26 protein-coding genes and 1 pseudogene are annotated in these 25,569 nt (G+C 73.7%); 6 read left to right on the plus strand and 21 right to left on the minus strand.

The annotated features are described in order from the left end of the window. Positions 1 to 291 precede the first annotated feature (291 nt). The 3 genes from C6N75_RS30750 (at position 292) to C6N75_RS17740 (ending at position 1,577) form a co-directional block, all read left to right on the plus strand. Entirely contained in the window at positions 292 to 456 is a 165-nt protein-coding gene (locus tag C6N75_RS30750; RefSeq protein WP_181160515.1) for a hypothetical protein, read from the plus strand. Next, positions 453 to 902 (plus strand): DUF3618 domain-containing protein, encoded by a 450-nt coding sequence (locus C6N75_RS17735; protein ID WP_105869881.1) that lies wholly within the window; start codon positions 453 to 455, stop codon positions 900 to 902. The genes C6N75_RS30750 and C6N75_RS17735 overlap by 4 nt, the downstream gene beginning before the upstream one ends. 189 nt (positions 903 to 1,091) lie before the next feature. Beyond that, positions 1,092 to 1,577, plus strand: coding sequence for a MarR family winged helix-turn-helix transcriptional regulator (locus tag C6N75_RS17740; protein ID WP_105869882.1), 486 nt, complete (start codon positions 1,092 to 1,094; stop codon positions 1,575 to 1,577). Positions 1,578 to 1,595: 18 nt separating this feature from the next. On the opposite strand, the gene C6N75_RS30230 is transcribed toward C6N75_RS17740, so the two are convergent. Next, complete coding sequence (locus C6N75_RS30230; protein WP_146132593.1) at positions 1,596 to 1,808, minus strand: hypothetical protein; 213 nt, start codon at positions 1,806 to 1,808, stop codon at positions 1,596 to 1,598. A gap of 295 nt (positions 1,809 to 2,103) precedes the next feature. Here C6N75_RS30230 and C6N75_RS17750 point away from each other — a divergent pair, with 295 nt between their 5' ends. Continuing rightward, complete coding sequence (locus C6N75_RS17750; RefSeq protein WP_105869884.1) at positions 2,104 to 2,823, plus strand: SAM-dependent methyltransferase; 720 nt, start codon at positions 2,104 to 2,106, stop codon at positions 2,821 to 2,823. 87 nt (positions 2,824 to 2,910) lie between these two features. Here C6N75_RS17750 and C6N75_RS17755 read toward each other — a convergent pair whose 3' ends face one another. The 12 genes from C6N75_RS17755 to C6N75_RS17810 all read right to left on the minus strand — a co-directional run bounded on the left by C6N75_RS17755 (position 2,911) and on the right by C6N75_RS17810 (position 15,309). Further along, the gene (locus C6N75_RS17755) at positions 2,911 to 3,255 is read right to left on the minus strand and encodes a DUF6355 family natural product biosynthesis protein (RefSeq protein WP_146132594.1); all 345 of its coding nucleotides are present in this window, start codon (positions 3,253 to 3,255) and stop codon (positions 2,911 to 2,913) included. A 337-nt stretch (positions 3,256 to 3,592) separates the two neighbouring features. Further along, complete coding sequence (locus C6N75_RS17760) at positions 3,593 to 4,138, minus strand: nucleotide triphosphate diphosphatase NUDT15 (RefSeq protein ID WP_105869886.1); 546 nt, start codon at positions 4,136 to 4,138, stop codon at positions 3,593 to 3,595. 193 nt (positions 4,139 to 4,331) lie between these two features. Further along, positions 4,332 to 6,170, minus strand: a complete 1,839-nt coding sequence (locus C6N75_RS17765; protein ID WP_258177474.1) for a S8 family serine peptidase — start codon at positions 6,168 to 6,170, stop codon at positions 4,332 to 4,334. A 205-nt stretch (positions 6,171 to 6,375) separates the two neighbouring features. After that, positions 6,376 to 7,179 (minus strand): NAD(P)H-dependent oxidoreductase, encoded by an 804-nt coding sequence (locus tag C6N75_RS17770; RefSeq protein WP_105869887.1) that lies wholly within the window; start codon positions 7,177 to 7,179, stop codon positions 6,376 to 6,378. A gap of 84 nt (positions 7,180 to 7,263) precedes the next feature. Beyond that, on the minus strand, positions 7,264 to 7,470 hold the full coding sequence (locus tag C6N75_RS17775; RefSeq protein ID WP_105869888.1) for a hypothetical protein: 207 nt from the start codon (positions 7,468 to 7,470) through the stop codon (positions 7,264 to 7,266). A 241-nt stretch (positions 7,471 to 7,711) separates the two neighbouring features. Then, complete coding sequence (locus C6N75_RS17780; protein ID WP_146132595.1) at positions 7,712 to 8,590, minus strand: hypothetical protein; 879 nt, start codon at positions 8,588 to 8,590, stop codon at positions 7,712 to 7,714. Positions 8,591 to 8,679: 89 nt separating this feature from the next. Then, positions 8,680 to 9,021, minus strand: coding sequence for a hypothetical protein (locus C6N75_RS17785; RefSeq protein WP_146132596.1), 342 nt, complete (start codon positions 9,019 to 9,021; stop codon positions 8,680 to 8,682). 254 nt (positions 9,022 to 9,275) lie between these two features. Next, complete coding sequence (locus C6N75_RS17790) at positions 9,276 to 9,833, minus strand: GNAT family N-acetyltransferase (protein WP_105869891.1); 558 nt, start codon at positions 9,831 to 9,833, stop codon at positions 9,276 to 9,278. 104 nt (positions 9,834 to 9,937) lie between these two features. Next, complete coding sequence (locus C6N75_RS17795) at positions 9,938 to 10,624, minus strand: class I SAM-dependent methyltransferase (RefSeq protein WP_105869892.1); 687 nt, start codon at positions 10,622 to 10,624, stop codon at positions 9,938 to 9,940. A 317-nt stretch (positions 10,625 to 10,941) separates the two neighbouring features. After that, complete coding sequence (locus tag C6N75_RS17800; protein WP_105869893.1) at positions 10,942 to 12,312, minus strand: carbohydrate-binding protein; 1,371 nt, start codon at positions 12,310 to 12,312, stop codon at positions 10,942 to 10,944. A gap of 393 nt (positions 12,313 to 12,705) precedes the next feature. After that, positions 12,706 to 13,671, minus strand: a complete 966-nt coding sequence (locus C6N75_RS17805; protein ID WP_105869894.1) for a LysR family transcriptional regulator — start codon at positions 13,669 to 13,671, stop codon at positions 12,706 to 12,708. Positions 13,672 to 13,851: 180 nt separating this feature from the next. Then, positions 13,852 to 15,309, minus strand: a complete 1,458-nt coding sequence (locus C6N75_RS17810) for an acyl-CoA dehydrogenase family protein (RefSeq protein WP_258177475.1) — start codon at positions 15,307 to 15,309, stop codon at positions 13,852 to 13,854. 28 nt (positions 15,310 to 15,337) lie between these two features. On the opposite strand from C6N75_RS17810, the gene C6N75_RS30235 reads away from it, so the two are divergent. Continuing rightward, positions 15,338 to 15,517, plus strand: a complete 180-nt coding sequence (locus C6N75_RS30235; RefSeq protein WP_146132597.1) for a hypothetical protein — start codon at positions 15,338 to 15,340, stop codon at positions 15,515 to 15,517. A gap of 551 nt (positions 15,518 to 16,068) precedes the next feature. Then, a complete protein-coding gene (locus tag C6N75_RS17815) occupies positions 16,069 to 16,602 on the plus strand; it encodes an EF-hand domain-containing protein (protein ID WP_105869896.1) in 534 nt (177 codons plus the stop codon). 123 nt (positions 16,603 to 16,725) lie between these two features. Here C6N75_RS17815 and C6N75_RS17820 read toward each other — a convergent pair whose 3' ends face one another. The 8 genes and pseudogenes from C6N75_RS17820 to C6N75_RS17855 all read right to left on the minus strand — a co-directional run bounded on the left by C6N75_RS17820 (position 16,726) and on the right by C6N75_RS17855 (position 24,842). Next, positions 16,726 to 17,637: an SAM-dependent methyltransferase gene (locus C6N75_RS17820; protein WP_105869897.1), complete on the minus strand. Its 912-nt coding sequence runs from the start codon at positions 17,635 to 17,637 to the stop codon at positions 16,726 to 16,728. Between the two features lie 68 nt (positions 17,638 to 17,705). Continuing rightward, positions 17,706 to 18,812 (minus strand): NAD(P)-dependent alcohol dehydrogenase, encoded by a 1,107-nt coding sequence (locus C6N75_RS17825; protein ID WP_105869898.1) that lies wholly within the window; start codon positions 18,810 to 18,812, stop codon positions 17,706 to 17,708. Next, positions 18,809 to 20,254 (minus strand): aldehyde dehydrogenase family protein, encoded by a 1,446-nt coding sequence (locus tag C6N75_RS17830; RefSeq protein ID WP_105869899.1) that lies wholly within the window; start codon positions 20,252 to 20,254, stop codon positions 18,809 to 18,811. The genes C6N75_RS17825 and C6N75_RS17830 overlap by 4 nt, the downstream gene beginning before the upstream one ends. 8 nt (positions 20,255 to 20,262) lie before the next feature. Then, positions 20,263 to 21,018, minus strand: a complete 756-nt coding sequence (locus C6N75_RS17835) for a (5-formylfuran-3-yl)methyl phosphate synthase (protein ID WP_105869900.1) — start codon at positions 21,016 to 21,018, stop codon at positions 20,263 to 20,265. A 294-nt stretch (positions 21,019 to 21,312) separates the two neighbouring features. Continuing rightward, a complete protein-coding gene (locus C6N75_RS17840) occupies positions 21,313 to 21,732 on the minus strand; it encodes a hypothetical protein (RefSeq protein ID WP_181160516.1) in 420 nt (139 codons plus the stop codon). A 132-nt stretch (positions 21,733 to 21,864) separates the two neighbouring features. Next, positions 21,865 to 22,317, minus strand: a pseudogene (locus C6N75_RS17845) (prolyl aminopeptidase); the annotation flags it as partial. Between the two features lie 72 nt (positions 22,318 to 22,389). After that, positions 22,390 to 23,544: a carboxylate-amine ligase gene (locus C6N75_RS17850; protein WP_258177476.1), complete on the minus strand. Its 1,155-nt coding sequence runs from the start codon at positions 23,542 to 23,544 to the stop codon at positions 22,390 to 22,392. Positions 23,545 to 23,795: 251 nt separating this feature from the next. Next, positions 23,796 to 24,842 carry an esterase-like activity of phytase family protein gene (locus C6N75_RS17855; RefSeq protein WP_258177477.1) on the minus strand — a complete coding sequence of 349 codons (1,047 nt, stop codon included), beginning with the start codon at positions 24,840 to 24,842 and terminating at the stop codon, positions 23,796 to 23,798. Between the last annotated feature and the right edge of the window lie 727 nt (positions 24,843 to 25,569).

The raw sequence follows: 25,569 nt of genomic DNA on the forward strand, positions 1-25,569 counted from the left end.
CCGCCCCGAGTTCACCGTCCTGTGGATCCAGTTCTGGACCAGCGACGAACCCGCCGACCCCGGCAACCACCTCTGCGGCACCCTCCCCGACCCCCGGGCCGGCGCCGAGCCCCCCTAGGCCGCCACCACCGGAGCGGCAGGCGACCACCGCGGCCGCCGCCACGCCCGGCACCGCCTGCCGGCCGAACCTGCCCTGAATCGGCTGTTCGCGGGTAGGCGGCCGCTGGTGCGGCTGACCGCGGACCCGAGCGGCCGTCACTGCTGTAGGAGCGACGACAGGAGGTGCTCGTCATGTCGACCAGGCAACCGGCGCCTGCCGCCGACGGAGGCAGTGCGCACGGCGCCGACGAGCCCGTGCGTGAGCTGGTGCCGCATGCGTCGCGGCAACTGACGGAGCTGGTACGCGGCGAGATGAAGCCGGTTCAGGCCGAGATCGAGGAGAGTGCACACCGATGACCCAGCCGTCCCGCGACGAGTCCGACGCCCCCAGTCCCGAAGAGCTGCGTGAGCGGGTCGAGCAGACTCGTCACGAACTCGGGATGACGATCGAGGCGCTGGCTGCCAAGGCGGTCGTCAAGGCCCGCGCCCAGGAGAAGGCCACCGAGGTCACGAAGCAGGCCGCCCAGAAGGCCGAGGAGCTGAAGGCCGAAGCCTCCCAGACCGCGGCCCGGATACAGGACAGGACCCCCGACCCGGTGAAGGACAAGGCCGCGGTCGCCGCCGAGCAGATCCGGGCCAAGGCCGCCCAGGCCACCGACCTCCTCCAGGAGAAGGCGCCCGAACCGGTACGGCAGAAGGCGGCCGAAGGGGTGCGCATGGCCCGGGAGAACCGCACCCTGCTGCTGACGGCCGCAGGCGTGGTCGTCCTGGTCTGGCTGGCCGCCCGCCGCTCGAAGGAATGAGCGCATGAAGGCCGTCCGACCGGCGCCCGGCCCGGCCGACGGCGCATGCACGACGGGGGGATGCCGGTGCGACATGGCTGCCGGCATCCCCTCCTTGCGGACTCCCCCCCCCGGGCGTCGATCGGGGGCGGCGACGGGTCGCCCCGAGGCGCTTGACCTCGAGTGTCGTTGAGCTTCTACGTTCTTCCCATGACCACGTCGAACAGCACATCAGCCCCCTTCGCCCCCTCGCACGACGACGCCGGCCTCATCGTCCAGCCCATCGGATACTGGGCCAACGCGGCCGGCCAGGCCGTCGTCCGGAACATCCGGACCGCGCTCGGCGCCCTCGGCCTGACCCAGCCCGCCTGGTGGGTCCTGCACCACCTCAGCGAGCGCCCGGAGGGCTGGGGCCGCGCGGAACTGACCGGTTTCCTCCGCTACTACCCGGGCCCCGGCGACGACCTGCCCGGCGACATCGACAGCCTCGTCGACCGGGGCCTGGTCTCCGAGAGCGAGGACGGGCACCTGCTGCGGACCGAGTCGGGCGCGAAGCTGTACTCCCGCGCGGCGGCACGGCAGTCGGAGCTGCGCCGCCAGGTGCACGAGGGCGTTCCGGACGAGGAGTACGTCCGTGCCCTCAAGGTCCTACAGCGCATGATCCACAACGTGAAGGGCGACGCGTGGCACCACTGATCCGACCGTGACATGAGGTCAGGCGGCGTCCGCGCAACGGCCGTCGGTGGCCACCTCGCGCGGCCCCCCGCGCTTCGGCGTGGGGTGCGGCACGAGGCGGAGGTGGCGACGACGGCGTGCGTGCCGGGCCGGGGCCTGCGCGGGCGGGTCGCCGAGCCGATCCTCCAACCGGTCCATCATCCACAGCAACAGCGCTGCCAGTGGCAGCAGCAATACGGCCACGGTCGTCATCACGTGCTTCCTCTCGAACCGGCGTCCCGTGTGCCGGAATCGGGTGCCCGCATACCGCGGTCCGCCCTCCGCGGCGCGCGTGAAGGTCTGGTGACCGGCTGCGGACAAGCGCTGCCGCCCGGCCCGCTCTACGAGGACCACGGCCGCGCCCTGTGCGACTCCGCGCCCGGCGAGCCGCGGGCTGCTGCCATACTGCCGCCACGGAGAGGCCGGGGGCTCGGCGCAGGCCGTCCGGAGCCGATACACCAGGACCCGGAGCCGGGCCCGTGGTCGATCCACCTCGCAAGGAGTGCCTGTGACCATGTCAGATCGCTACCGCCGGGCCTGGGACGGCTACTGGCAGCAGAGCTCCGGCGCGCAGGGCGAACCGTTCTGGGACGCGGATCCGGCAGCGTCCGCACGACGGGATCTCGACCATCTCATCCCGTACGCCGACCTCCGCCTCCCCGTCGCCGACCTCGGCTGCGGCAACGGCACGCAGACCCGCTACCTCGCCACCCGGTTCGCCCGCGCTGTCGGCGTCGACCTCTCCGCCGCCGCCGTCGCGCACGCCCGGAACGCCGACGCGGACGGCACGGCCACCTACGAGCAACTCGACCTCGCCGATACCGACCAGGCGGACGCCCTGCACGAGCGCCTCGGCGACACCAACGTCTACATGCGGGCCGTACTGCATCAGAGCGAACCAGAAGACCGCCCCGCGGTGGCCGCCACGGTCGCCCGGCTGCTCGGAGCACACGGCCGCGCCCTCGTCCTGGAACCGACCGGCGAAGCCAAGAAGGTCATCGCCGCCCTCGCCGCCGAGCCCGGCGGCCCCTCGAACAAGCTGCGCCGTGTCAAGGAGCACGATCTGCGTCCTGGTGAAGTCGCCGAAGGCGAAGTCGCCGCCCTGCTGCGCGCGGCCGGCCTCACCCTCCTCGACGAGGGCGCCACGACCCTGGTCATGAGCGAGGCCCGCTCCGACGGCACGCCCGTGGAGCTTCCCGCCCTGTGGTTCATCGCAGGCCGCGTCTGAACCGCCACCCCCGGCGATCCCGGGGGAGTGCCGGGGCGGTCGGGGCCGCGCGGCGGCAGCGGCCCCGACCGCCCCGCCGACCAGCGCTCACCTGGGTGGGCACAGCCTTCCCGTGTAGTAGGCGTTCCGGTACTCGAAGGCCCACCCCAGCACCGTCTCGCCGGGATCGACGCACCGGTTCGTGTCGAGCCCCGCGACCGCGTCGAGTCGGATCTGGATACGGGATCCGTCGGACGTGCAGTGGTTGTACCAGGCCCTGCCGCCGGACTCGGAGTACCCGCATGGCTTGGCCAGCACCTGCCCCGCGTCGGGTGCGGCGCCGGCGACCCCCGACGCAGCCGTCACCGCGAGAAGGGTCGTGCCGACCAACACGGACCAGCGACCAGCACCTCGACGGGCACCGACCCGGCCCGACGTGTCTGCCTTCTTCATTCCTGCCCCTTTCGCGTAGCTCACCAGGGGTGTTGCCCCGAGGGACCTGACGCGAACCCCGGCGTCGAGGCACTGGGCTTCCCGGCTCCGGCGGCGGAAGCGCGACCCCCCGGCGGTGCTTGCCGCAGCCGCAGCCGCGGTCGCCCGCGCCCGACCGCGGGCCGCCGCATGCTCGGACATGCGCGGCGACCGGGAGCGGCCCGGTAGCGAAGCGGTTGCCGGGCACCCGGCGCCGCCGGCGGGACGACCGGCTCTGGTCGCCAGGCCACCGGCAGCACGTGGGGCCCGCGTGCCCCGCCGGGGGACAGGGGGACAGCGCGCTGCTCGGCCGCCCTGGTCACGCCGGGCCGGCGGCGCCCGGCGCGTCCGGCTCCGACCCCGTCCGCGCCGGGCCGACCGGCAGCCGGTGGAAGACCGGGGCGGCGCCCGGCTCGGCCGGGTCGGCGAGCCCCCAACTGCGCAGCACCGCCGCCGACGGGGGGAACAACGGCCCCGGAAGCCGCGCCCCGGGGCCGAACCACTCCCAGCGCACGATCTTGTCCGGTTCGCGGACAGACGGCTTCCCGGTGACCCGTTCGACCAGCGCCGCACCGGTCACCCGGGCCATGGCGAGCCCGCCGTCCAGGAGGACCGCCCCGATCCGGACATCCGCCGGGTCGGCGACCAGCCCCGTTTCCTCGGCCAGCTCCCGCGCCGCGGTGTCCTCGAAGCGCTCCCCGGCATCGACCTTGCCGCCGGGCAGCTCCCACCGCCCGTCGTGCCCCAACCCGAGCAGCACCCGGCCGGACGAGTCCCGCACCACCACACCGACGCCGACGAGGCCGTTGGGGGCCGGACGGGTCCGCCCGGGGTGCCGAGAGGAGAAGGGATTCCGCCCGGTCATGCGCTACCTCCACCGTTCCTGACGACGCGGAGCACCGCTGTCCGCGGTGCCGCCGCGGCCGATCATGCCCGACGGGGCGGGTGCCGGGCCGATCCGAGCCCGGCGGCCGGCGCGCGTCCCGCCGAGGGCGGGGTGTCGGCGGGACGCGCGGCCGCCCGGCGGAGGGGAACCGGGTCGCTCCAGGAGCCGGCGACTAGAAGGTGAGGTTCCAGGCGTCGATGCGGCCCGTGTCCTGCGTGGCGACGTCGCGCACCCGCAGCTTCCAGACGCCGGACGCCGCCTCGGAGGAGGCGTTCACCGTGTACGTCTTCAGCACGTTGTCGGCGCTGTCCCCGTTGGCGAAGTCCTCCAGCAGGTAGACCGACCCGTCCGGGGCGACCAGGGACACGACCAGGTCGCCGCGGTAGGTGTGCTTGATGTCCACGCCCACCTTCAGCGCGGCCGGGGCGTTGCCCGCCACTCCGCTGACGGTGAGGGAGGACTCGACCGTCCCGTTGTCGGAGACGGCCACGTCGGTCGTGTTCTCGAAGAACTTCCCGGGCGGCGGCGTGGTGCCCCCGCCGACCGCCTTCAGCGCGTCGACCTGGCCCTCACCGAAGAACGCGTTCTTCGCGGTGGTGCCGGTGCACCGGCTGTCCGAGGGGCAGGCGATGTCCGTGGACTGCGTCGCCAGCGCGGTGCGGAGCTGGGCCGGGGTGGCGCCCGGGTTGGCGCTCGCCAGCAGCGCCGCGACGCCCGCCACGTGCGGGGAGGCCATCGAGGTGCCGTTCATGTTCCCGTACTTGCCGCCCGGCAGCGTCGAGTAGACGCCCGAGGAGCCGTCGCCGCCGGGCGCGGCGACGTCGATGACGTCCCGGCCGAAGTTGGAGTACGACGCCTTGACGGGCCCGTTGCCCATGGCCGACACCGTCACGACTCCCGGCAACTCGGTCGGGATGTCCACACAGGCGTTGGTGATGGTGCGGGAGACCGGGGTGGAGTCGTTGGGGCTGGAGGTGTCCGACCGCTTGTCGGCCAGGTTGTAGTCGGAGTTGCCGGCCGCCGCGACCTGGAGGGAGCCCTTGCCCTCCGCGTACGCCTGGGCCCGCCGGACGCCCTCGATGATGGCCGCCTGGTCGGGGTCGTCCGGGCAGTTGAACATCCACGGATCGGTGTAGTAGCTGTTGTTGGTGACCTCGAAGCCGCGCTCACCGGCCCACATGAAGCCGCAGACGGTGTTCTCGGCGAAGAAGAGGCTGGTGCCTGGCTCGGCGATGCGCACCGAGGCGATCTTCACACCGGGCGCGACGCCGACCACGCCCTTGCCGTTCTTCGCGGCGGCGACGGTGCCCGCCACATGGGTGCCGTGGGTGCCCACGTCACGCCAGGCGCCGGTACGGGTGTCCGCCTTGCCGTAGGCGCAGGAGGCGGAGCCGGCTGCGTCGAAGTTGGGTGCGATGTCCTGGTGCAGGTCGTCCACACCGGTGTCGAGGATGCCCACCGTCACCGACGCCGAACCCGGGTTCACGGCCCACGCCTTGTCCGCGTTGATGCGGGTCATGTCCCAGCGCGCGGTCTCGGTGAGGGACGTGGGCGACTGCGCGGGGGTGGTGGGCAGCGCGGGGGAGTAGGCGTCGGCGGGGACGTCCGAGGTGCGGGTGGCGCCGACCTGCTGCACGCCGCTCGCACGGCGGACCGCGGCGGCGAAGCCGCCCGACGCGGAGTGCGCGACGACCACGCCGATCGCGTCGTACTGGGCGTACACCGAACCGCCGTTCGCGGTCACCGCGCTCCGCAGCGCCGTGGTGTCGCCGGGTGCGCCGATCACCAGGTACGCGCGGGTGCCGGCCGTCCAGGCCGCGGGAGCGGCGGGCCCGGCCGGTGCCTCGGCGGTCCGGGCCGCGACGGCGGACCGCGGTTCGGTGTCCGCCGGAGCCGCCGGAGCCGCCGGAACTGCGCCGGCCGGAGTGGCCAGGGCCACGGCCGTGCCGAGGGCGGCGACGGCCAGGAGCGAGCGTCTGAGACGACGCCCGGATATGAGGGGGGTTGTCACGACATCCTCCGAGAGCCCGGGGCGCTGGTGGCGCCGACCGGGCCGTGGGTCTAATGGGTCGACGCAAGATCTCAGAAGAGGTCATGACAAGGGAAGGGGCGGAGGCCACCGAACCGGCGCGCGGTGGTAAGTGAGGGGCGGCCCTCCGGATGTGCGGCTCCACGGCGCCCAGGGAACACCTCGCTACGACATGACGGAGCGGTGGTCAGCCGGCGTCCTGGCTCCGGGGCTCGTCGCGGTAGTGGACGGCGAGGCCGCCGACGTCCGGTACGAGCTCGGGACGCAGGACCAGGTTCTCGTCGTAGTCCCCGCCGTTCTGGCGGCGGAAGGGCAGTGGTGGGGTGTGGGGGAGGTCCCGGAGGCGTTGGCGCAGGGCGTCGGCGTGTGCCGCGAAGGCATGGTGGTCCGCCCGGTCGGCGCCGTGCACCAGCAGCGGCGGTACGACGTCGATCCCGGCGTACCAGAGAGTGCCGTGCTGGAGGGGGAAGAGCAGGTCGTTGAGGGAGCCGTTGACGCCGCGCTCCCCGAGGCTTGCCTCGCGGGCGCCTGCGCTGACGACGACCATCGCCCGCTTCCCCGCGAGCGCGCCCTCGCCGTAGCGCAGCTGGCGGCCCTGGGCGTCGTGGATGCCGAAGGCGAAGCCGCGGACGAAGACGCGGTCGAACCAGCCCTTGAGGATGGCGGGCATCCCGTACCACCACAGCGGGAACTGCACGACCAGCGTGTCGGCCCAGACGAGCTTGTCCTGTTCGGCGGTGATGTCGGGGGCCAGTGAACCGCGGCGGACGGCGTCCTCCGCCGCGCTGCCGATCACCAGCCGCTCACCGTCCGCGCCAGGCGCGGAACCGGAGAAGTCGGAGGCCGTGACGAGCGGGTTCCAGTCCATCGCGTACAGGTCGGAGGCGGTCACCTCATGGCCCTGCTCCTCCAGGAAGCGGACCCCCTCGCGGAACAGGGAGCCGTTGAGGGACCGGGGCTCTGGATGGGCGGTGAGCCAGAGGACTCGCACGCGTGATCTCCTTCCGAACGGGGCTGACCTCCGAGCGCCTACCCGTGCCTCCGGGTGAGAACCAGCAGCGACGGCTCCGTCCGCTCAGGGCCGGGCGTGGCGCTTGCGCGCGGTGAGCCTCGCCAGGAGAGCCGCTGTGAAGGTGCCCGGCAGGAGGAGGACGTCGGTCGCCTGGAAGAGGTGGTCGAAGAGGACGAGGCGAACCCCCAGCCAGCACGCATAGACGAGCGCGGTGACCGCCAGGCTCGCCGCCCACGGATTCGACAGGGTGGCTTGTCGGAAACGAAGCACGTGAGTTCTCCCTCGGTGAGGAACAGAAAGGTCGAGCGGGAAAGCCCGGTGCGTCCGAAGAACCAAACGCACCCGCATGGGTGGCAGGCGAAGCAAGCCCGCATGGGCGGCGCGCAAAGCCCCGCCCCCGGCCGCACAGCCGGTCGTCCACCGGCAGGGCCGTCCGGTCGCCCGGCCGGGTCCGCGAGAGGGCCGGCCCGTCGCACGGACCGGGCCGACCCTCTTCACCACTCCCGCCCCGCTACTTCAGCGGCAGGGCCTTGCCCCTCTGAAGCCACGAGACCGGCGGGCCGACCTTGTCGGACTTGTAGAAGACCCGGGCCGGGACCGCGTGCACCACCTCCGGGTGCTTGGGGTCCTGGTCCACGATCCACCCGGCGTACCAGCCGCCGTTGGCGTACGCCTCCAGCCATCCCGTGGCCTTGGCGGGGATGTGCTCGGTCTTGGCGTCGGTCGACTGGTCGGTGGTGGTCGTCGACTTCGTCGTCATCTCGCTGTAGCCGAAGTTCCCACCGACCTTCCCGGAGGTCCCGTCCGCCGATATGCCGGCCGACACGTTCCCGCCGACGGACCAGCCCGAGGACCTCGTCTCGGTGTGGGCGATGCTGTACGACGTGGTGAACGTCCGGTTGGCCTCGCCGGTCATGGCGTCCGTCATGCTGATGGACGGATAGCCTTCGTCGAGCGCGCCGATGAACCCCACCTTCCAGCCCTTGTCGACCGAACGGGCCGCGTTGGTCGCCTCCTTCTTGTTGTCGCCGCTGACGCGGAAGTCCACGTTGGCGACACCGTCGAAGTGCTGGGGCACCTCACTGAGGACCTTGTCCTTCGGAAACCTGTCCAAGGTGGATCCGATCCGCTGGTCCTGCGGCGTGGTGACGTCGACGGAGGCCGGATCCGGGGCGCGGTCGAGCTTCATCTCCGCGGGCAGCTGCAGCATCGCGTCCATGACGGCCGGAACGTCGGCGTCCTCGTACAGGTCCCCCACCTTCGCGCTGGCGGACGAGGTGCAGACGAGCAGTGAGCTGATGGCGAGTCCGCCGGCGGTCAGCGCCAGAGCGGCTCGGCGGCCGGCGCCCGAACGCATCGGCGAGCGCCTCCCGCCACGGTTGGATCGCATAAGGGCAGCTCCTTGTGTTTTGTCGTGCGCATGTACTTGCTCGAGAGCCGGATGCACGGTGGCAAGCCGTATGACGGTCCTGCGGCTGACTACTTGCAGTAGATCGCCGCGTAACCGTGGTGCCCGCCGGAGATCGCGTTGGTGCTGTGCGCGTCGAAGCGCGTCCACCCCGGGTCCGACGCGTTCCCCGCACCGCCCGTCGCCTCGATGTCCACCGTGGCGGCGCTACCGGTGTGCCAGCGGTAGGTGGCCGCCGGAACGAGCTGGGGACGGTCGGCGGGGCAGGTGAGGGTGAAGACCCGGTGCCCGCTGCTCTTCATGTAGACGACCCCCGTATTCGGGTCGTCGCCCGCCTGGGGGCTCAGCGTCCCGCCGCTCCAGAGCTGCGGCGACAGGGCCTGGGAGGGGTCGACCACCGAGACCCCGGTCACGGGCCCCGGAGGGTTCGGCGCCTCCTGCGCCGCGACCGTCGCCGATCCGGTGGCGGCCGCAGGCGCAGCAGCCTGGGCGGTCCCCGCCAAGGCGACGACGACCCCTGCGGACACTGCGGCTACCAGGACTTTTGTGCGCATCGAAGTGACCATCTATCACTCTTCTCTTGCCACCCGGCGGCTTTGCCCGCCGGCTGAGTCGAAGAGTAGGAACGGAAGGACTGGCTGACCGCTAAGCCGGAACTGTCCCTCCGCTAAATCTCGCGTGCCGGTGCCGGTGCCTGCCATCCTGCTCGAGGGTTCGGGGTCACCGGCCCCGCGGAGAGATCGAGGGTGAACGTCACCCGGTCGAGCCCGGGGCCGTCGTAGTCCGAGTCCACGGGTGAGGCCGTGAAGCCGAGTCGGCTGTGGAACGCCCGCGACGCGGTGTTCTCCGGGCTGGTGACGCAGTGCACGTGACGGCGCCTGTGTGACCGGGCGAGCGCGAAGAACGCCCGGTAGAGAACACGCCCGACACCCTGCCCGTGCAACGCCGGGTCGACGCCGACGAAGTGCACATAGGCAGCCTGGGGGTCCGTCTGCGACAGGAAACCGACCAGGAAGGCAGCAACTTCTCCACTGTCGCGTTCGACCAGGAAACTGGTGGTGGTGAAGTGCTGGAAGTACAGCCGGGGCAGCAGCAGCGCTCGTTCCGTCGCCCCTGCCTCCCCCTTCAGGCCACCCCACCACGCGTCCAGTACGGCGAGGACGCGGAGGTGGTCTTCGTCGGCAAGGTGACGGGCCCTCAGGCCGGCGGGAAGATCGTCGATCATCCGTGCAGTCTGCCAGCCGCGCGGGACACATCATGAACGCGGCCGCTGCCAGAGGCCGTCGATGCGGTGGTGCGGACGAGGAGGACGACAGCCGGCGGACAAGCTCAGCGCAGTCGTCGCACGCGCAGCACCAGGTCGTCGGTATGGTGCGCGCCTGCGCCGCCGTCGGGTGCCACGCGGGGTCGCTGCTCGTTCACCTCCACCGTCCAGTCGTCGGTGAGCAGAGCGTCGACCATCGAGGGCCAGACGTAGTCAGCCGGGTCGAACCCGCTGTCGTTGTCGTGCGCCTGCTGGGTGTCCATTCCCGCGTGGTGGACGAGCAGCAGCACCCCGCCGGGCGCGACGGCCGCGAGCAGCGCTCGCTCGGCCGCGGCACCGGGGGTGCGCAGCAGGGCGGGGTACTGCGCGGAGACCAGGTCGAAGGAGGCCGGCGGAAGCGCCGCTTCCGTGAGCGAGGCGTGGACCCAGCGGACGGCGACGCCTGCGTCCCTCGCGTGCCCGGCCGCCCGCTCCAGCGCCACGCCCGAGACCTCGAGCGCGGTCACGTCCCAGCCGCCGCGCGCGAGCCAGACGGCGTCCGCGCCCTCGCCGCAGCCGACGTCGAGCACCCGCCCGGGCGCGAGGCCGGCGACCTCGGCCACGAGCGCACCGTTGGGCCGGCCGCTCCACAACTGCTGCCGGTCGGCGTACCGGCTGTCCCACTCCGCCCGCACCGCGGCGTCTCCTACGTAGGCGTCACCGGGCAGGAACGTGTCCCAGGCGGGCGATGCCGCTCCGTTGTCGTCAGTCATGGGCCCAACGTCGCCCCTCGCCGCCCGGTCCGCCACCTCTGTTGCCGTTCCGGCAAAACCGCGCCCACGCCCACCTCGGGCCGGCCCCCGACGGGGCCGACGACGCCGTGTGGCCGGCCGGGCGGGCGGGATGCCTCAGGCGTGCGGCAGGCCCGTGCACGCAGGCGGCACCCAAGACGCGCCCGCCGTCCACCGGTTGACGCGACCGGGCCCGGGCGCTCTCCCTCCGCGCGCGCCCGGGCCCGTCCCCTTCGTCCCCGTGGGCCGTACCCCCCGGGCCGTTCCAGGGGACTGTCCCCCGTGGGTCGCTCAGCCGCTCACGCGCGCTGCCACAGCGCCGGGACGTTCGGCGGCTCCCAGCCGACGTGGGCCTGGTGTCCCTGGAGGCAGCGGTAGGTGGCGCCGCCGTACGTCACCGTGTCGCCCGGCTGGTAGACGGAGCCGGCCGCCCAGGTGCCGCCCTCACCCGGCGGCGGCTCCTCGGGGCCGCCGCCGGTCGTCTTCAGGGTGAGGCCGTAGGTCTGGAGCAGCGGGTTGATCGGCTGGAAGAACGTCGTGCCGCCGGAGCGGCAGTCGCCCGAACCGCCCGAGGTGACGCCCTGCGCCTGGCTCCCGGAGATGTACGAGCCGCCGGAGTCGCCGGGCTCGGCGCACACCGTCGTGCGGGTGACGCCGGAGATGGTGCCCTCGGGGTAGGTCACGCTGGTGTTGTGCTGCTGGACGGTGCCGCAGTGCCAGCCGGTGGTGGATCCGGAGCGGCACACCGAGGCTCCGACCGGCGCCTGGGTGGACCCGGTCACCTGGACGTTCTGGCCGCCGGCACCCTTGACGTACGGGGTCGCCCGCCAGGTGGAGTTGACCGCCACCCACGCCATGTCCCGGCCCGGGAACGTCGAACCCTGGAAGCTGCCCTGCGCCACCCGGTTGTGCCCGGTGGTGCTCGCACCCGTCCGTCCGCAGTGACCGGCCGTGGCGAAGCCCTCCTGGGCCCCCTTGGTGACGGGGAAGCCGATCGAGCAGCGCCCGCTGTTGTTGATGTAGTACGCCTCGCCGCCCCGCAGGTCGTACAGCGGACGCGGCTTCTCGGCCGCCTTCTCGACGCGCACGAGCCCGGCGCCGACGCCGGCCGCGTCGAGCAGTGCGCGGGCGGCGGAGGGCCGTGTGGCCTGCACGACGACCGTGTTCGTCGTGACGTCGACGTACCGGACGGCGGCGTCGGCCGCGTCCCCGCCCCGTGCGGCGGCGGCCCGGTCGATGCGGGCCTTGGCCGCGTCGAGGCCGGCGAGCGAGTGCCGTACGACCTCGGCCACGGCGCCCCGTGCCTCGATCGCCGCGACGTCGGCGGCGTCGGTCGTCGCCACCGTCAGCGTGCCGGACTCGGCGCCCCGTACCCACGCGCCCGCGAAGTCGGCGCCGAGCGCGGCACGGAGCCGGCCCGCGGTGGCGCCCGCCTCGGCCTCGTTGGCGAGACGCCGTTCGGCCTGCCGCCGGTCGAGACCGAGGTCCCGCTCCATGGCCCGGAGCAGGGCGGGCGGCGCGGCGTCGGTGCGCAGGGTCTCGGCCGCGGTGGGGGCCGAGGCCGCGGGCGGCTCGGCGCTCGCGGAGCCGCTGAGCCCGGTGACGAGCAGGGCGGCCGTCGTGGCGGCGGCGGCGCCCACGGCTCTGATGTGTCGGTGACGGTGGGGCATGGGGGATCTCCTGGGTTTCGGTGGGGGGTGCCGAAACCGTAGGGAGGGCCGACCGGTCGGCGTAAGGCGTCGGTTGTCCCTCTCCCCGGCGTTATGGAACGCGCGCCGCCGCGTGACGGCTGCCGTCGTGGAAGGCGGCGGACCGCCCCGCGTCCGTCCTCACGGCGGTGTGCGGAGCGTCGCGGGCAGGTCCGGGCGGTCCGGATCTGCCGGGCATCGCGCCACCCCTGCCGGTACCGCACGGTACGGCCTCGCCCCCATGAGTCCCGCCACCACCGGGAAGCGCCGCCGAGCAGGCCCTCCCAGCCGCCGCGCACACCATGCGCCGTATCCGCAGCCGCGGGCTCCGCCCGGTCGACCACCCGCCTGCGACCCCGTACGGCGACGGTCGGACTACGCCACCGTCTCGGGCAGCCCGTCGCGGTGCGTGGAGAGCCATCGCGTGTAGCTGTCGCTGCCCGCCGCCACCCCGGCGTGGGCGACGCGCGCCTGGGCCAGGACGGTGGCCGCGAGGTCCAGGAGCCGCGACCCGCCGTGCCGGCCCAGCAGGTGCCGCCAGGCCAGCGGCGTACCGGTGAGCGGCCGGGTGACGATGCCGGGCGTGGTGGGGAAGGTCGCCCGGCACAGCCCCACCGCGCGCCCCACCTGCACGAGGTGCACCAGCGACGCGGTGTCCGTCTCGTACACGCGGCGCGGGGTGAAGCCGGCGCGGGCGCACGACGCGGTGAAGCAGTCGCCGAAACAGCCGTCCCCGGGCACGCAGGCCCACTCCTCGCCCGCCAGCTCGGTCAGGTCGACCTCGGCCCGGTCGGCGAGCGGATGGCTGACGGGGACCATCACGAAGACCGGGTCGGCGGCGACCTCCCGCCAGACCAGCCCGTCCGCGCGGGGCGGCAGCGCGGAGCCGCAGGTCCCGGCCAGTGCGAAGTCCAGCCTTCCCTCAGCCAGTTGATCGGCCAGCTCGCGCTCCGACCAGGACGTGCAGGTCGTCATCCGCACGTCCGGCGCCACGTCCGCCAGCCGGTCCACCAGCGCCCCCAGCAGGGGCCCGTGCGTCCCGCCCAGCCGCAGGTGCCGCGCGGTACGCGGCGCCCGGGCGAACCGTGCCGCCTCCTGCTGCAACTCGGTCACCGCGGGCAGCACGAACCGGCTGCGCTCCAGCACCAGCTCGCCCAGCGCGGTCGCCCGCACCCCGTGCCTGCCTCGCTCGAACAGCGCCCCGCCCAGGGCCCGTTCGATCCGCTTGAGCTGTGCGCTCAACGCGGGCTGCGCGAGCCCGAGCGCCGTCGCCGCCCTGGTGAGACTGCCGGCGTCGGCGATGGCCCGGACCGTCCTGAGATGCCGCAACTCCAACTCCATACGGGGAGCTTGCGTCGGGGGAGGAGCAGGGGCAAGGGGTTGGTGCGGACCTTTGGTCCACGCGGCGCTCCGACGCCGCCGCTCGGGCCCGTCCGCCCGCCGCCCCGGTCCCGTCCGCCCCGAGTCCCGCAGGCTGCCGGCTGCGCCGTCCACCCCCGGGGACGCTGGTGCTGTCGCCGGTCACGTGCCGGTCCGGAGGACGGTTCGGGCGGTCAGCAGGGGCAGGGACGCCAGGTGTTCCTCGGGGACGTCGAAAGCCTCGGTCAGTGCCGCCAGGTGCGGTCCGAGCCGCGCTGTGAGGTCGTTGAGGGCCGTGGGGGCGGCGCGGACCTGTTCGGCGGTGAGGGCGCCCTCGGCCAGCAGCAGTCCGCTGAGCGGGATGATCCGTTCGAGGAGGAACAGGGCTCGCAGGTCGTCCAGGACCTGGCGGGTGGCCGGATGCGTGACACGGGCGCCGGCGGTGGCGAAGGCGTCGGCGGCTCGGGCGACCGCGAAGGTCTCGACCAGGGCGAGTGCCGCCGCCGACGCCTGGTTCCACCGCGCGAGCGGGTCACGACCGCCTTCGTGGACGTCCCGGCGGGCGGTGAGGTGCCAGTGGCGCTCGGCGGCGGCCAGGGCACGGCGCAGGAAGGCGGGGTCGGCAAGCGACTCGTGGCCGGTCGCGGGCCGGGGTGCCGGGGCGGCCTCCTGGCCGAAGATCATTTCAGCGCCGGCCTTGCACCAGACGGCCAGGTTGTCGCCCTCCGCGGTGATCGCGCCGTCCGCGTCGGCGGTGAACTCCGCCAGTCCGTTCACCGGGAACAGCCCGCGGGCCCCGCAGCGTTCCCGGCACTCGGTGGTGATGTCGCGGGCCCAGGTGATCCAGCCCTTGGCCACCGCCACCAGCCGCTCCACTCGGGCCCGGTCACCGGGGGAGTGGCTGATCCACTCCTCGGTGACGGCCCGGTGCAGGCAGGTCATGGCGTAGGCGGTCGCCGTGCGGGTGAGCAGCCGGGCCTGGTGGCTGCGGTGGGCGGCCAGCGGCACGCGTACGCCGGCCGTCGGCCCCGAGACGTGCCGCAGCCGGGCGTAGCGCACCGCGATCGCCAGGGCCGTCCGGCTGCCCCCCAGGGCGCTGGCGCTCATGCACAACTTGCCGATGCCCACCCGGCGGATGGCGTGCAGGTAGCGCTTGCGCACGCTGCCCAGGGCGCTGTCGAGAACGCCGTCCGGAGCCAGCCGTCCGTGCTCGCCCTGGATCAGCGCGGTGCGCGGCAGGCGCACGTGCTCGAACCCCGTGACGCAGTGGTCCACCGGACTGCCGACCCGGTCGGGAAGCAACTCCACCGTGACGCCCGGCCGCATGCCCTGCTCGTCGCTCAGGGGGACGAGGAAGAGGAACACGCCCTCGTCCCGGGCTCCGACCGTCAGCCGGGCGGCCACCACCGCGCTCTTCGGCCCTCCGACGGGACTGGTGTTGGGCATGTACTTGCGCGCCCCCTCGTGCGGCGTGTGCAGCACGAACTCCTCCCGCACGCGGTCGTAGCGGGCGACGGTCTCCAGCGCGGCCGCGTCGTTGCCGTGGTCCTGCTCGGTGCACAGGAAGGTCCCGGTGGACGCCAGCTCCTCGAACCGGGTCAGGTCGCGTGCCGGTGACACCTCGTCGTCGAGGACACTGCCGAGGGACGTGTTCCGCCACCGCACCGGCCTGCGGGTCGAGGAGCGGTGGCAGCATGCCTACGACCGGCTGCGCGTCGTGAACGAAGAGGTGCCGTCCGCGCGGGACCTGGCCCGGGACGCACGGGCGCTGGCCGCCCTGCACGAGTGGACCTCCGCGGTGGACGGAGGGCATGCCATGTCGTCATGATCGGCAAACGAGCCGAGGTGTGCTCGGTCACCTCGCGCCCCCCCGGTCCGCAGGGAGCTCCGCCGAGTCGGCAGGAGGCACCCAGCCGATGCGTCTCGCGTCCCCTCGTCCTCGCCGCCGCGTCCGCTGAGGGTCTCCCGGCCCACCTGGCCACCGCTCCGGCCGATGGAGCGGCCACCGGCTCCACCGGCGCCGGAGTGCGTGGAGTACTTCCAGAGCCGGCGTTACACCGACGTGCACAGCGCGATGATCGGCTGCCGCCCGGATTGCGGCACAAGTACAGCAGCGAACCAGTCATGGCCGGTCAGTCGGCAGTCCGACTGCCGACAGAACCGAAGATCCGGAACATGCGGCCCTTCGAAGCGGTTCGATGGTCCCGCCCGCCGCACCCCCGGGGCGGTGGCAAGGCTGGTCGAGGCGCCGAAGCCGCGGCCGCGTGGTCGCGGCGGTGCGCGGACAGGATCGCCGCGAGCGCTCCGGCGACCGGCCAGGCAGAAGCACTCAGGGAACCGGACCCGGACGGGTCAGGTCGCGAAAGACAGGCAGGCACCATGCGCAACGAGGCCGCCCAGCGGGTCGAGCTGGTCTTCTCGCTCTTCGACGCCAACGGCAACGGGGTGATCGACTCCGACGACTTCGACCTGATGACCGACCGCGTGCTGCGGGCGGCCTCCGCGTCGGACGACGGCGCCAAGGCCGCCATCAGGGCCGCGTTCCGTCGCTACTGGACCACCCTCGCCGACGAGCTGGACGCCGACGGCGACGGTGTGATCACCGTCGAGGAGTTCCGTCCGTTCGTGCTCGACCCCGTGCGCTTCGGGCCCACGGTCACCGAGTTCGCACAGGCGCTGTCCGCGCTCGGCGACCCCGACGGCGACGGCCTGATCGAGCGTCCGCTCTTCGTCTCCCTGATGAGGGCGATCGGCTTCGAGGAGGGCAACGTCCACGCCCTCTTCGACGCCTTCGGCCCGGACGCCGACGACCGCATCACGGTGGCGGTCTGGGCCGCCGGTATCGAGGACTACTACGCGCCGGACCTGGCCGGCATCCCGGGAGACCGGCTGGTGGCCGCCCCGGTCGCCTGACCGGATCGTGCGGGTGCCCGCCGCGCAGCGGACGGCCACCCGCACCGGCGCCGTGCCGGGCCCGCACCCACCGGGTCCGGGGCTCCGCCCGAAGGCCGCGGGTCCGGCCCGAAGGCCGGCGCGTCATGGGCGGGGCCTGTGAGCGAAGACCCACCGGTTGCCCTCCAGGGCGTCGTTCGGCTCCGGCAGCGGGCCCCTGCCGTGCCGGCGGGTGAGGTCGAACGGCGTGTGCACGGTGGTGGACCATCCCCTGGCCGTCAGGTCGGCCGCGGAGTCGGGGCGTGGTCCCCCGTCGAAGAGGTGGAGCAGGTCGATGCCGATCCGCTCCCGCGTCGCGGTGTAGATCCGGCTGTCGCGGTACGCCAGCAGGTCCTTCTCCACCTTCGCCTCGTAGGCGAAGGCACTGCCCCGGGTGGTGAACCGGTGCACGGTGTCCACGAGGTACGTCTCGGCCTGGCCCGGCAGGTAGAACAGGAGCCCCTCCGCCAGCCAGACGCTCGGTGCGGCGGAGTCGAAGCCGGCCTCGCTCAGGGCCCCGGCCCAGTCCGCCCGCAGGTCGACGCCCACGGTGACGCGCTGCGCCTTCGAGGCGGCCCCGAGGTCCGCCAGCACCCGGTGCTTGAAGGCCAGCACCTCGGTCTGGTCGATCTCGTAGACGACGCAGTCGCCCGGCAGGTCCAGCCGGTAGGCGCGGGTGTCCAACCCCGCCCCCAGCAGGACCAGTTGTCGGGCCCCCGTGTGCACCGCCCGGAGCACGAAGTCGTCGAGGACCCTGGTGCGCAGGCCGAAGTAGCGGGCGAAACGCCCCCACAGCGGGTCGTCGTCCCCGTCCGGGACCTGCTGGATGCGCACCGGCCAGTGCGCGCAGACCGGGGCGGCGCGCACGAAGTGCTCCGCGTACGGGTCCTGGGCCAGGCTGTCGTCGCGGTGGGTCTCGATCGCCCGTGCCGCGGCGACCAGCAGGGCGGTCAGGGCGACGCCTCCTTCCACGCTCTCCTGGTGGCGGTGCTGCTGCTGCGGTGCCGTGCCGGTCATGTCTCCTCCGTGGACGGGGAACGAGGTCGCGGGCTCCCTGCTGGTCGGACGCCGGTCCGCGGTGGCGCTCACCGGCCGCTCGCGGGCGGCAGCAGGACGGGTTTGACCACCCGGCCGGCGTCGCAGTCGCGCTCGGCCCGGTCGATGTCGGTCAGCGGGTAGGTGCGGACGAGCCGGTCGAAGGGGAAGCGTCCGGCCTGCCAGAGCCGGCACAGCAGGGGTATCAGCAGCCCGGGAACGGCGTCCCCCTCGCAGACGTGGCGAACGCCGCGCCCCTGGTCGAGGGTGCCCGGGTCAAGCGGCAGGGGAGTGTGGAAGCGGGCCACCAGGCCGAGGCTGCCCAGGGGGCGCAGCGCCCGGAGCGCCTCGTTGACCAGCGGGACGGACGCGGTCGTGTCGAGTGCGTACCGGGCGCCTCCGCCGGTGATCGCCCGGATCGTCGCGGCCAGTCCCGCTGTGTCGGCGGGCAGCGGGACGGCGCCCAGCTCCTCGGCCAGAGCCAGCCGGCGGGGGTGCCGGTCGACGGCGACGCTCTGTGCCCCGGCGGCGCCGGCCGCCATCACCGCGGCCAGTCCGACGGCTCCCGCGCCGATGACGAGCAGGGTGTCGCCCGGACCTGCGCCGAAGGTGTTCAGCACGGCTCCGGCGCCGGTGAGGAAGCCGCAGCCGAGGGGCCCGAGCAGTTCGACGGGCAGTGCGGGGTCGACCCGGACGGCGTTGCGGGCCGGGACGACGGCGTACTCGGCGAAGGCGGACTGGCCGAACCACCGGGGGGCCAGGGCCCCGCCGTCCGCGTCGGTGAGCCGGGGAGGGTCCTCCGCGCGCCCGCCGAAGAGGTTGAGGGCGGCGAACGAGTCGCAGTAGGCGGGGGCCGCGCCCCGGCAGGCGCGGCAGTGCCCGCAGGAGTCGAAGCTCAGCACCACGTGGTCGCCGACGCCGACGGCAGCGCCGGGACCGCCGCCGGTCCGCACCACGACCCCGGCCCCCTCGTGGCCCAGGACGGCCGGCAGCGGGCTGCGACCCGCGGACCGCCGGACCGCCAGGTCGGTCCGGCACATCCCGCAGCCGGCGATCCGGACGAGGATCTCGTCGGCGGACAGCTCCGCCCGCAGGGCCACCCGCTCGACCGCGAACGGGCCGTCGGGGGTGCGCAGTACGGCTGCCCGCATCCTCATGACCGCGCCTCGTGGGGACGGTGGACGGCATGGGGACGGTGGACGACGAAGGGCCGCAGGTTGCCGTAGAGGCCCCACGGTCCGCCCGCCACGCCGACGCCGCTGTCCCCGGTGCCCGCGAAGGGCTGGGCGAGGGACAGTTCGGCATGGTGGTTGATCCAGGCGGTGCCGCAGTCGAGCCGGCCGGCCACCTCCTCGGCGCGGTCGAGGTCGGCGCCCCAGACGGAACCGCCCAGTCCGAAGGCGGTGCCGTTGGCGGCGACGACGGCGTCGTCCAGGCTCCGGTAGGGCAGCACCGGCAGGACGGGGCCGAACTGCTCCTCGGTCACCACCGGGCTGTCGGGCGGGACGGCGGTCAGGACGGTGGGGGCGAAGAAGTAGCCCGGTCCGTCCAGCCGGTGCCCGCCGGCCGCCGCCGTGGCGCCGTCCGCCAGGGCCTGGCGCGTCACCTCCTCGACCCGGGCGAGCTGGCGGGCGTTGTTGAGCGGTCCGATCCGGGTGCCCGCGTCCAGACCGGGGCCGACGGCGACGGTCCTGGCGCGCTCGGCGAGGGCCTCCACGACCCGGGCGTGGAGGCGGGCGGGGGCGTAGACGCGCTTGACCGCCATGCAGACCTGCCCGCAGTTGCGGAAGGCGGCCCAGAACAGCCGGTCGGCGATCCGGTCCACGTCCACGTCGTCCAGCAGGATGGCGGCGTCGTTGCCGCCGAGTTCCAGGGTGACGCGGGCGAGCGTGGCCGCCGCCGCCCCGGCGACCGCCCGCCCGGTGGGCACGGAGCCGGTGAAGGTGACGTGGCGGACGCCCGGGTGGGAGACGAGGCGGGCGCCGAGGGGCTCACGGCCGCTGACGACGACCAGCACGTCCTCGGGCAGGACGGTGGCGAGGACGGCGCCGAGCAGGCGGGTGGCCAGCGGGGTGTACGGGGACGGTTTGAGGACGACGGTGTTGCCCGCCGCGAGGGCGGGCGCGAACTTCGCCGCCGCGAGCTGGAGGGGGAAGTTCCACGGCACGACCGCGGCGACGGGACCGAGGGGCCTCCAGCGGATCTCGCTGTGCACCGGCCGGCCGTCCGTGATCGTCCGGGTCGTCGGAGCCAGGTCGGCGAAGTACCGCAGGCGGGCCGCCGTGCGGGCGACCTCCGCGTCGGACTCGGCCAGGGGCTTGCCCTGTTCCCGGGTGAGCAGCCGTGCGAGGTCGTCGCCGGCCGCCTCCACGGCGTCGGCCGCCGCGTGCAGGGCGCTGGTACGGGCGCCGGGGTCGGCCCGCCAGCCGTGCCAGGCCCGGTGGGCCCGGGCGAGGACGGCGTCGAGCGCGTCCGGCCGTTCGTCGGGGGCCTCGTCGAAGACCTGCCCGGTGGCCGGGTCGATGACGGCGAGCGTGTCGGGTCCGCGTCCGGACGCGGACGCGGGCACGGGGACGCGGTCGGGTTCGGCAGCCGGCATGGCGGCGTTCAGCCCGTGCCGGTGACGTCGGCCGCGTACTCGCGGGCCTGCCGGTCCATCTCCGCCCGGAAGGCGGCCACCAGGTGCGGCCGGATCCGCCCCGCATTGCGGTCGCCGCCCTCGCACACGGCCCCGCGCACACCGACGATGTCCGTGCCGATACGGGTCAGCGCGCCGATGTCGGCCTGCCTGACGCTGCCCGCGAGGGCGGCGAGCAGACCGGCGGCGTGCGCGCGGCTGACGAACTCCGCGCACGCGTCCGGCGGCACGTGGTCGAACAGCCGCGTCCCGTCCTTGACCGCCGTGTCGAGCATGGCCGCGTCGGCGCCGGACCGGGCGGCGATGTCGGGCAGGGCGAGCGGGTTGACGCAGCCGATCCGGTGGGCGTCGGCATAGCCGGAGGCGACGACGAGCGCTTCGGGGCGGTGGTCCTTCACCGCCCGGACGACCGCGCGCATGACCGCGATCCCCTGATCGGGCGTCGTGCATCCGTAGAGGCCGACCTTGATGTACGTCGCCCCGGACACGACCGCGCCCAGCGCGGCCTGCGCCACCGTGCCCGGCTTGTACGGGACGTCCCCCACCGTGGCGGAGACCGGCTTGTCCGCCGGCACCGCGTCGCGGACGGCGCGGATGACCCAGGGGAAGTTGGCGCCCAGCGAGCCCTCGTCGGGCTTCTTGACGTCGACGATGTCGAGATGCTGCGCCGCCTTCGCGCAGTCGAGAGCCTCCTCGGCACCGTCCGGGGAGATGAGAAGCAGCACCGTGCACTCCTTCCGCCGGCAGCCCGGCCGGCCGGAGGCAGGGGACTGCTGATCGCCTGGTTCGTGCGGTGCGCTCATCATTCCCGTCACACATCGGGCACGGAAGGGCGCACCGAGTACACGCCGAGCGGTCACGCCTGCCTCCGGTGCGCCGTACAGAACGAACGCAAACGGGTCAATCCACGCAGGGCGAGTCCGAGGCCGACTGCCGCCGGCGCTGCCGGGGGAGCCACCGGCCACCGGCCATCCCGTACGCCGTCATGGCGCACGGGACGGGGGCCCGGGCCGTACTCCTCACATGTGCGGCCGCTGTGCGCCGGGTGCGTCGGCGGCGAAGCGGACGAAGCCGGCGATACGCGGGTGGAACGTCACCCCGCCGTCGCCGCCCAGCGCCGCACGCACGCCCTCGGCCACGTCCGTGTCCGGTGTGCCGAAGATCTCGAAGTGCTCCACGCGGCAGTGTCGCATCACCTCCTGGATGTAGGGGTCCGCCAGTCGCCAGTGGAGACGGACGGCGTCGGAGTCCTGGTAGAGCTGGAAGCTGTGGGCGAGCATCCGCTGCTCGTCCACGAAGGTCTCCACCATCAGCTGGGGCCCGTGCTGCTGCGCGAAGGTGACCGCGGCGTCTATGGCGTGGCGAAAGGCTGCCAGATGCCCGTCGGTGATGCGCATGGTGTTCCGGAAGAGCAGAACCGTCGATGTGTGAGTGCTCATGCGGTGACCCTCACGGCTCAACCATGCTTGAGGTCAAGGGCCGGAGTGCCACGTGCATCGCCCCCCCGGTCGCCGTCGCCTCCCCCGCTTCTCGCCCGGTGCCCATGGCTCCGAGCGCCGGACAGCCCGGTCTCATGCCCGGCCTGTGGCGAACCGGTCGAGGGCCCTCACTACATGGGCGCGGGTCGTGTCGCCGCCCAGGTGTCCCGCCGTGCCGACGACGGTCAGCTCGGCATCGGGCCAGGCGCGGGCGAGCTCCCACGCCGTGTCGAGCGGTCCGGCCAGGTCGAGCCTGCCGTGGACCAGCACGCCCGGAATGCCGGCCAGCCGGTGCGCGTCGCGCAGGAGGGCGCCCTCCTCCAGCCACGCGCCGTGGGAGAAGTAGTGCGAGCAGATGCGCACCAGGGCCAGTTGCTCGGCCGGCGGGCGGCCTCCGTACGGGTGGGAGGCGCCGTTCGTCTCGCCGGACAGGACCGCGTCCTCCCAGGCGCACCAGTCGGCTGCGGCCTTCTCCCGCACGGCGGGGTCCGGATGTTCCATCAGGGGTGCGTAGGCCGCGACGATGTCGCCGTCCCGCGCCGTGCCGCCCGCGTCAGCACATCAGGTCCCCGACCTCCGGCGCTGCCCTCCCCCCGGCCTGACGTTCGGTGCGCGGATTCACCGTGGCCGGGCCTGATCGGTGGGCGCACCGAGCGCGGTGGCCGGAGGTGCCTGCGAGGGGCAGGTGGCGGCGATGACGTGGTCGACGACGTCAGGCAGGCTGGAACGGCAGCGGTAGGCGGCACGCTGACGGTCGGCTCCGCCGCCGTGTGTGCGCAGGCGTTTCCACTGATCGCGTACGAGGCCGAGGTCACCGTGCTGTTCCAAAGCGGGGGACAGGGTGCGCAGCATGCGCTCGACCTGCTCGGCCGCGGGGACCAGCCGGCGGGTGAGGGGGTCGAGGGCGCGTCCGGCGAGTCCGTCGCGTGCGGCCCGCCAGGATGCTGCGCGCAGGATCTCGGGTGCGGGGCGGGGCGCCGGTTCGCCGACACGGACGGCCCCCAGCGCGGTGGCGACCAGCGCGCGGACGACGGCGGCGAGCAGGACGGTGTCCTCGGGGGCGAGTGCCGCGTCGGCGACGCGCACTTCGACGGTGGGCACGTGGTGGGAGGGGCGGACGTCCCAGTACAGGCCGCCGCGGTCCAGGACGGTCCGGCTGAGGATGAGTTCGTCGACGAGTTCCCGGAAGTGGGCGGGGGACTCGAAGTAGGGGGGCGGGCCGGCCACCGGCCATCGCCCCCAGGTGGTGGTGCGCCAGCTGGCGTAGCCGGTGTCGCGGCCGTCCCAGTACGGCGAGTTCGCCCCCAGTGCCGTCAGCGTGGCCAGCCAGGGCCGCAGGTGGTTGCTCACCTCGATCGCTTCGCGCGGGTCTGCGACGCCGACATGCACGTGGCACGCACACGCGCTCTGCTCGTCGTCCAGCGCGCGGAAGAGGGACAGGCTCTCCGCGTACCGCGAGCCCGGCGTCAGGGGAACGGGCGCGACCAGACCGGTGATCGGTGACCCACTGGAGGCGATGCGCAGCCCCCGCCCGGCGGCTGCGCGCGCCAGTGCCGCGCGTACGGAGCGCAGCTCCGCCAAGGCCTCGCCCAGGTGGACATGGGGGTCGGTGCGCCCCTCGACCTGGTAGCGGGTCAGTTCGGTACCGACATGGCGGCCCAGCTCATCGGCGACCGCCGTGGCCACCTGCGGCCCCTCGGGCCGCAGGGACCTGTCGACGGGATCGACGAGCAGGAACTCCTCCTCGATCCCCACCGACAACGGAGCCGGCACCTCCCCGAGGGGAGTGGGCCGGGCGGCAGGGACATCGTCGGGACGTAAGGGCTGCTGCGGCTGACTCGTCACGAGGACCGACTCTGACAGACGGCGCCGCCACCACGAGCACCGAACACTTCACTCGTCCGGTTCCCGCCCCGATCGTCACGGCGGGGGGCCCGTCCCCCCCCCCGCCTTGCCCGGCAGGGCACCCGGCCAGGCCCGGGGCCCGGTCCCGGGGCGCCGGGCACCCCGGGACCGGGCCGAGGTCAGCGGATGCCGAGCGCGACGATCTGAGTGATCGCTTCGGGGGTGAAGTTGTCGTCGCTCACGAGGATCAGGGTGCGTTCACCGGAGGGCAGGTCGGGTCCCCAGGTCATCCCCTCGGTGTTGTCGACGGCGGTGAGGCCGAGGGTGTCGAAGTCCGTGACGAGCTTCTTGCGCATCGGTGTCACATCGCGCCCGACCAGCGACTGGATCTTGCTCACGTCGGTCGCCTGGTGTGTGGTGGCGTCGAACAGGCGGATCTTGTAGCCCGCGCCGGCGACCCAGGTGCGTTCGAGCACCAGGTAGCGGTGGGGCTGGTCGGGGAAGGCGAGGATGGACGGGACCCCGGTGTCCGGACCCCAGGGGCTGTCAGGATCGTTCTCGGCGAAGATCTTCTCCAGCGGGTAGGCGTACTGTCCCAGGATCCGGCCGCCCCGGGCCTGCTGGGTGACGCGGACCAGTGCGCCGTTGGCCGTGTCGGGCTCCGCGCCGTCCTGGAGGAGTGGACCCTCGATCGCGCTGGTCACCACCTTGCCCTTCGCGCCGAAGGTGATCGCCTCGATCGCCTGGTTCCGCCGGGGACCGCGCTCCTGCATCGTGATCTGGTAGTTCGCCGGCAGCTCCAACTGCCCCCGGTACCGGCCGGTGGGGGAGGCGAACTGGACGGAGGGCTGGATGACGGCCGGACCGGCTGCCTGGGGCCGGTCGCCCTCCTGCGCCCACCAGTAGGCGCAGCTGCGCGGGTCGACCCGGATCTCCTCGGGGTCGACGGCCCTGCCGTCGCCCAGGGCCGGGGCCGGATAGACCGAGCCGTCAGGCTGGAGGAAGGGGTGGGTGCCGGTGAAGTCGACGGCGCGCACCCCGCGGCCGTCCACCTCCAGTCTGGCGGTGTAGAAGCGGGCGGGCTGGAGGGAGGAGCGGTCGTCGCTGATGAACACGTACTCGCCGGTGCACGGGTTGCGGTCGATGCCGGACAACCCGCCGACGGTGGTGCCCTGGAAGGCGAGCTTGTGCGGGACGGTCTTCTCGCCGAGCAGACGAGCCTGCACGGTACGCCCGGGCCCCGTGCCGGGATCAGCGGGTTGAGAGGCTGAAGCGGAGGCCGAGGCTGAGGCGGGGACCAGGACGGAGGTCAGCAGCAGGGCTGCGGCGCACACACGGCGCGTCAGGGAGGGACTCACCACATGATCTTGGCTCGCGCGGAGCTGAAACACAGTCACCTGAACGGGTAGAGCACCGATCCGCGACCCCCGACTCCACACACCGGACGCCTCCGCGGGCACGGCGCTGAGCTTCGCGGCCGGCAGGCGGCCTCCGGCGTCGGGGCCGCCGCGCGCGAGCACGGCGCGACGGTCAGTGCACCAACTCGGTCACCAGCGCGGCGACCTGCTCCACCTCGATGAGGAAGCCGTCGTGCCCGTACGGCGAGGCGGCCTGGACCAGTCATAGGTGGAGGTCGACTGGTACGTCGTAGCGGTCCGCCCGGTGGAGCCGGGCGAAGGTCCGCTCGACGGCCCACCTGGTCCGGCCCAGGCCGGATCTGCGGGCCGCACCCTTGCGTGCGATCTTCGGCGTGCTGCCGCGAGCGCGCACGAAGTGACGTCACTTGCCGGAGTCGTGGTCGGCGGACAGGTGCTCAGGCTGTTGCCGGGACCTGCCCACCGGGCCCCCGACCGCGGGGAACGGCGTCCAGCGGGGCTGTGAGCCGGGTGACGTCATGGTGGCTCCAGTCGGTCACCGATGGTCCGCCGCGGCAGCGAGCAGCTGCCGCGGCGT

Origin of the sequence: Streptomyces solincola, assembly GCF_002982015.1 — a bacterium.
In the GTDB taxonomy this organism is placed as follows: Bacteria; Actinomycetota; Actinomycetes; order Streptomycetales; family Streptomycetaceae; genus Streptomyces; species Streptomyces solincola.

Excerpts from the sequence above, each read along its gene's own strand:
- C6N75_RS17805 (WP_105869894.1), bottom strand. The coding sequence starts at position 13,671 with ATGGAGTTGGAGTTGCGGCATCTCAGGACGGTCCGGGCCATCGCCGAC.
- C6N75_RS17840 (WP_181160516.1), bottom strand. The coding sequence starts at position 21,732 with ATGAGCACTCACACATCGACGGTTCTGCTCTTCCGGAACACCATGCGC.
- C6N75_RS17820 (WP_105869897.1), bottom strand. The coding sequence starts at position 17,637 with ATGACCGGCACGGCACCGCAGCAGCAGCACCGCCACCAGGAGAGCGTG.
- C6N75_RS17735 (WP_105869881.1), top strand. The coding sequence starts at position 453 with ATGACCCAGCCGTCCCGCGACGAGTCCGACGCCCCCAGTCCCGAAGAG.
- C6N75_RS17790 (WP_105869891.1), bottom strand. The coding sequence starts at position 9,833 with ATGATCGACGATCTTCCCGCCGGCCTGAGGGCCCGTCACCTTGCCGAC.
- C6N75_RS17760 (WP_105869886.1), bottom strand. The coding sequence starts at position 4,138 with ATGACCGGGCGGAATCCCTTCTCCTCTCGGCACCCCGGGCGGACCCGT.
- C6N75_RS17830 (WP_105869899.1), bottom strand. The coding sequence starts at position 20,254 with ATGCCGGCTGCCGAACCCGACCGCGTCCCCGTGCCCGCGTCCGCGTCC.
- C6N75_RS30750 (WP_181160515.1), top strand. The coding sequence starts at position 292 with ATGTCGACCAGGCAACCGGCGCCTGCCGCCGACGGAGGCAGTGCGCAC.
- C6N75_RS30230 (WP_146132593.1), bottom strand. The coding sequence starts at position 1,808 with ATGACGACCGTGGCCGTATTGCTGCTGCCACTGGCAGCGCTGTTGCTG.
- C6N75_RS17740 (WP_105869882.1), top strand. The coding sequence starts at position 1,092 with ATGACCACGTCGAACAGCACATCAGCCCCCTTCGCCCCCTCGCACGAC.
- C6N75_RS17755 (WP_146132594.1), bottom strand. The coding sequence starts at position 3,255 with ATGAAGAAGGCAGACACGTCGGGCCGGGTCGGTGCCCGTCGAGGTGCT.
- C6N75_RS17795 (WP_105869892.1), bottom strand. The coding sequence starts at position 10,624 with ATGACTGACGACAACGGAGCGGCATCGCCCGCCTGGGACACGTTCCTG.
- C6N75_RS17800 (WP_105869893.1), bottom strand. The coding sequence starts at position 12,312 with ATGCCCCACCGTCACCGACACATCAGAGCCGTGGGCGCCGCCGCCGCC.
- C6N75_RS17825 (WP_105869898.1), bottom strand. The coding sequence starts at position 18,812 with ATGAGGATGCGGGCAGCCGTACTGCGCACCCCCGACGGCCCGTTCGCG.
- C6N75_RS17815 (WP_105869896.1), top strand. The coding sequence starts at position 16,069 with ATGCGCAACGAGGCCGCCCAGCGGGTCGAGCTGGTCTTCTCGCTCTTC.
- C6N75_RS17780 (WP_146132595.1), bottom strand. The coding sequence starts at position 8,590 with ATGCGATCCAACCGTGGCGGGAGGCGCTCGCCGATGCGTTCGGGCGCC.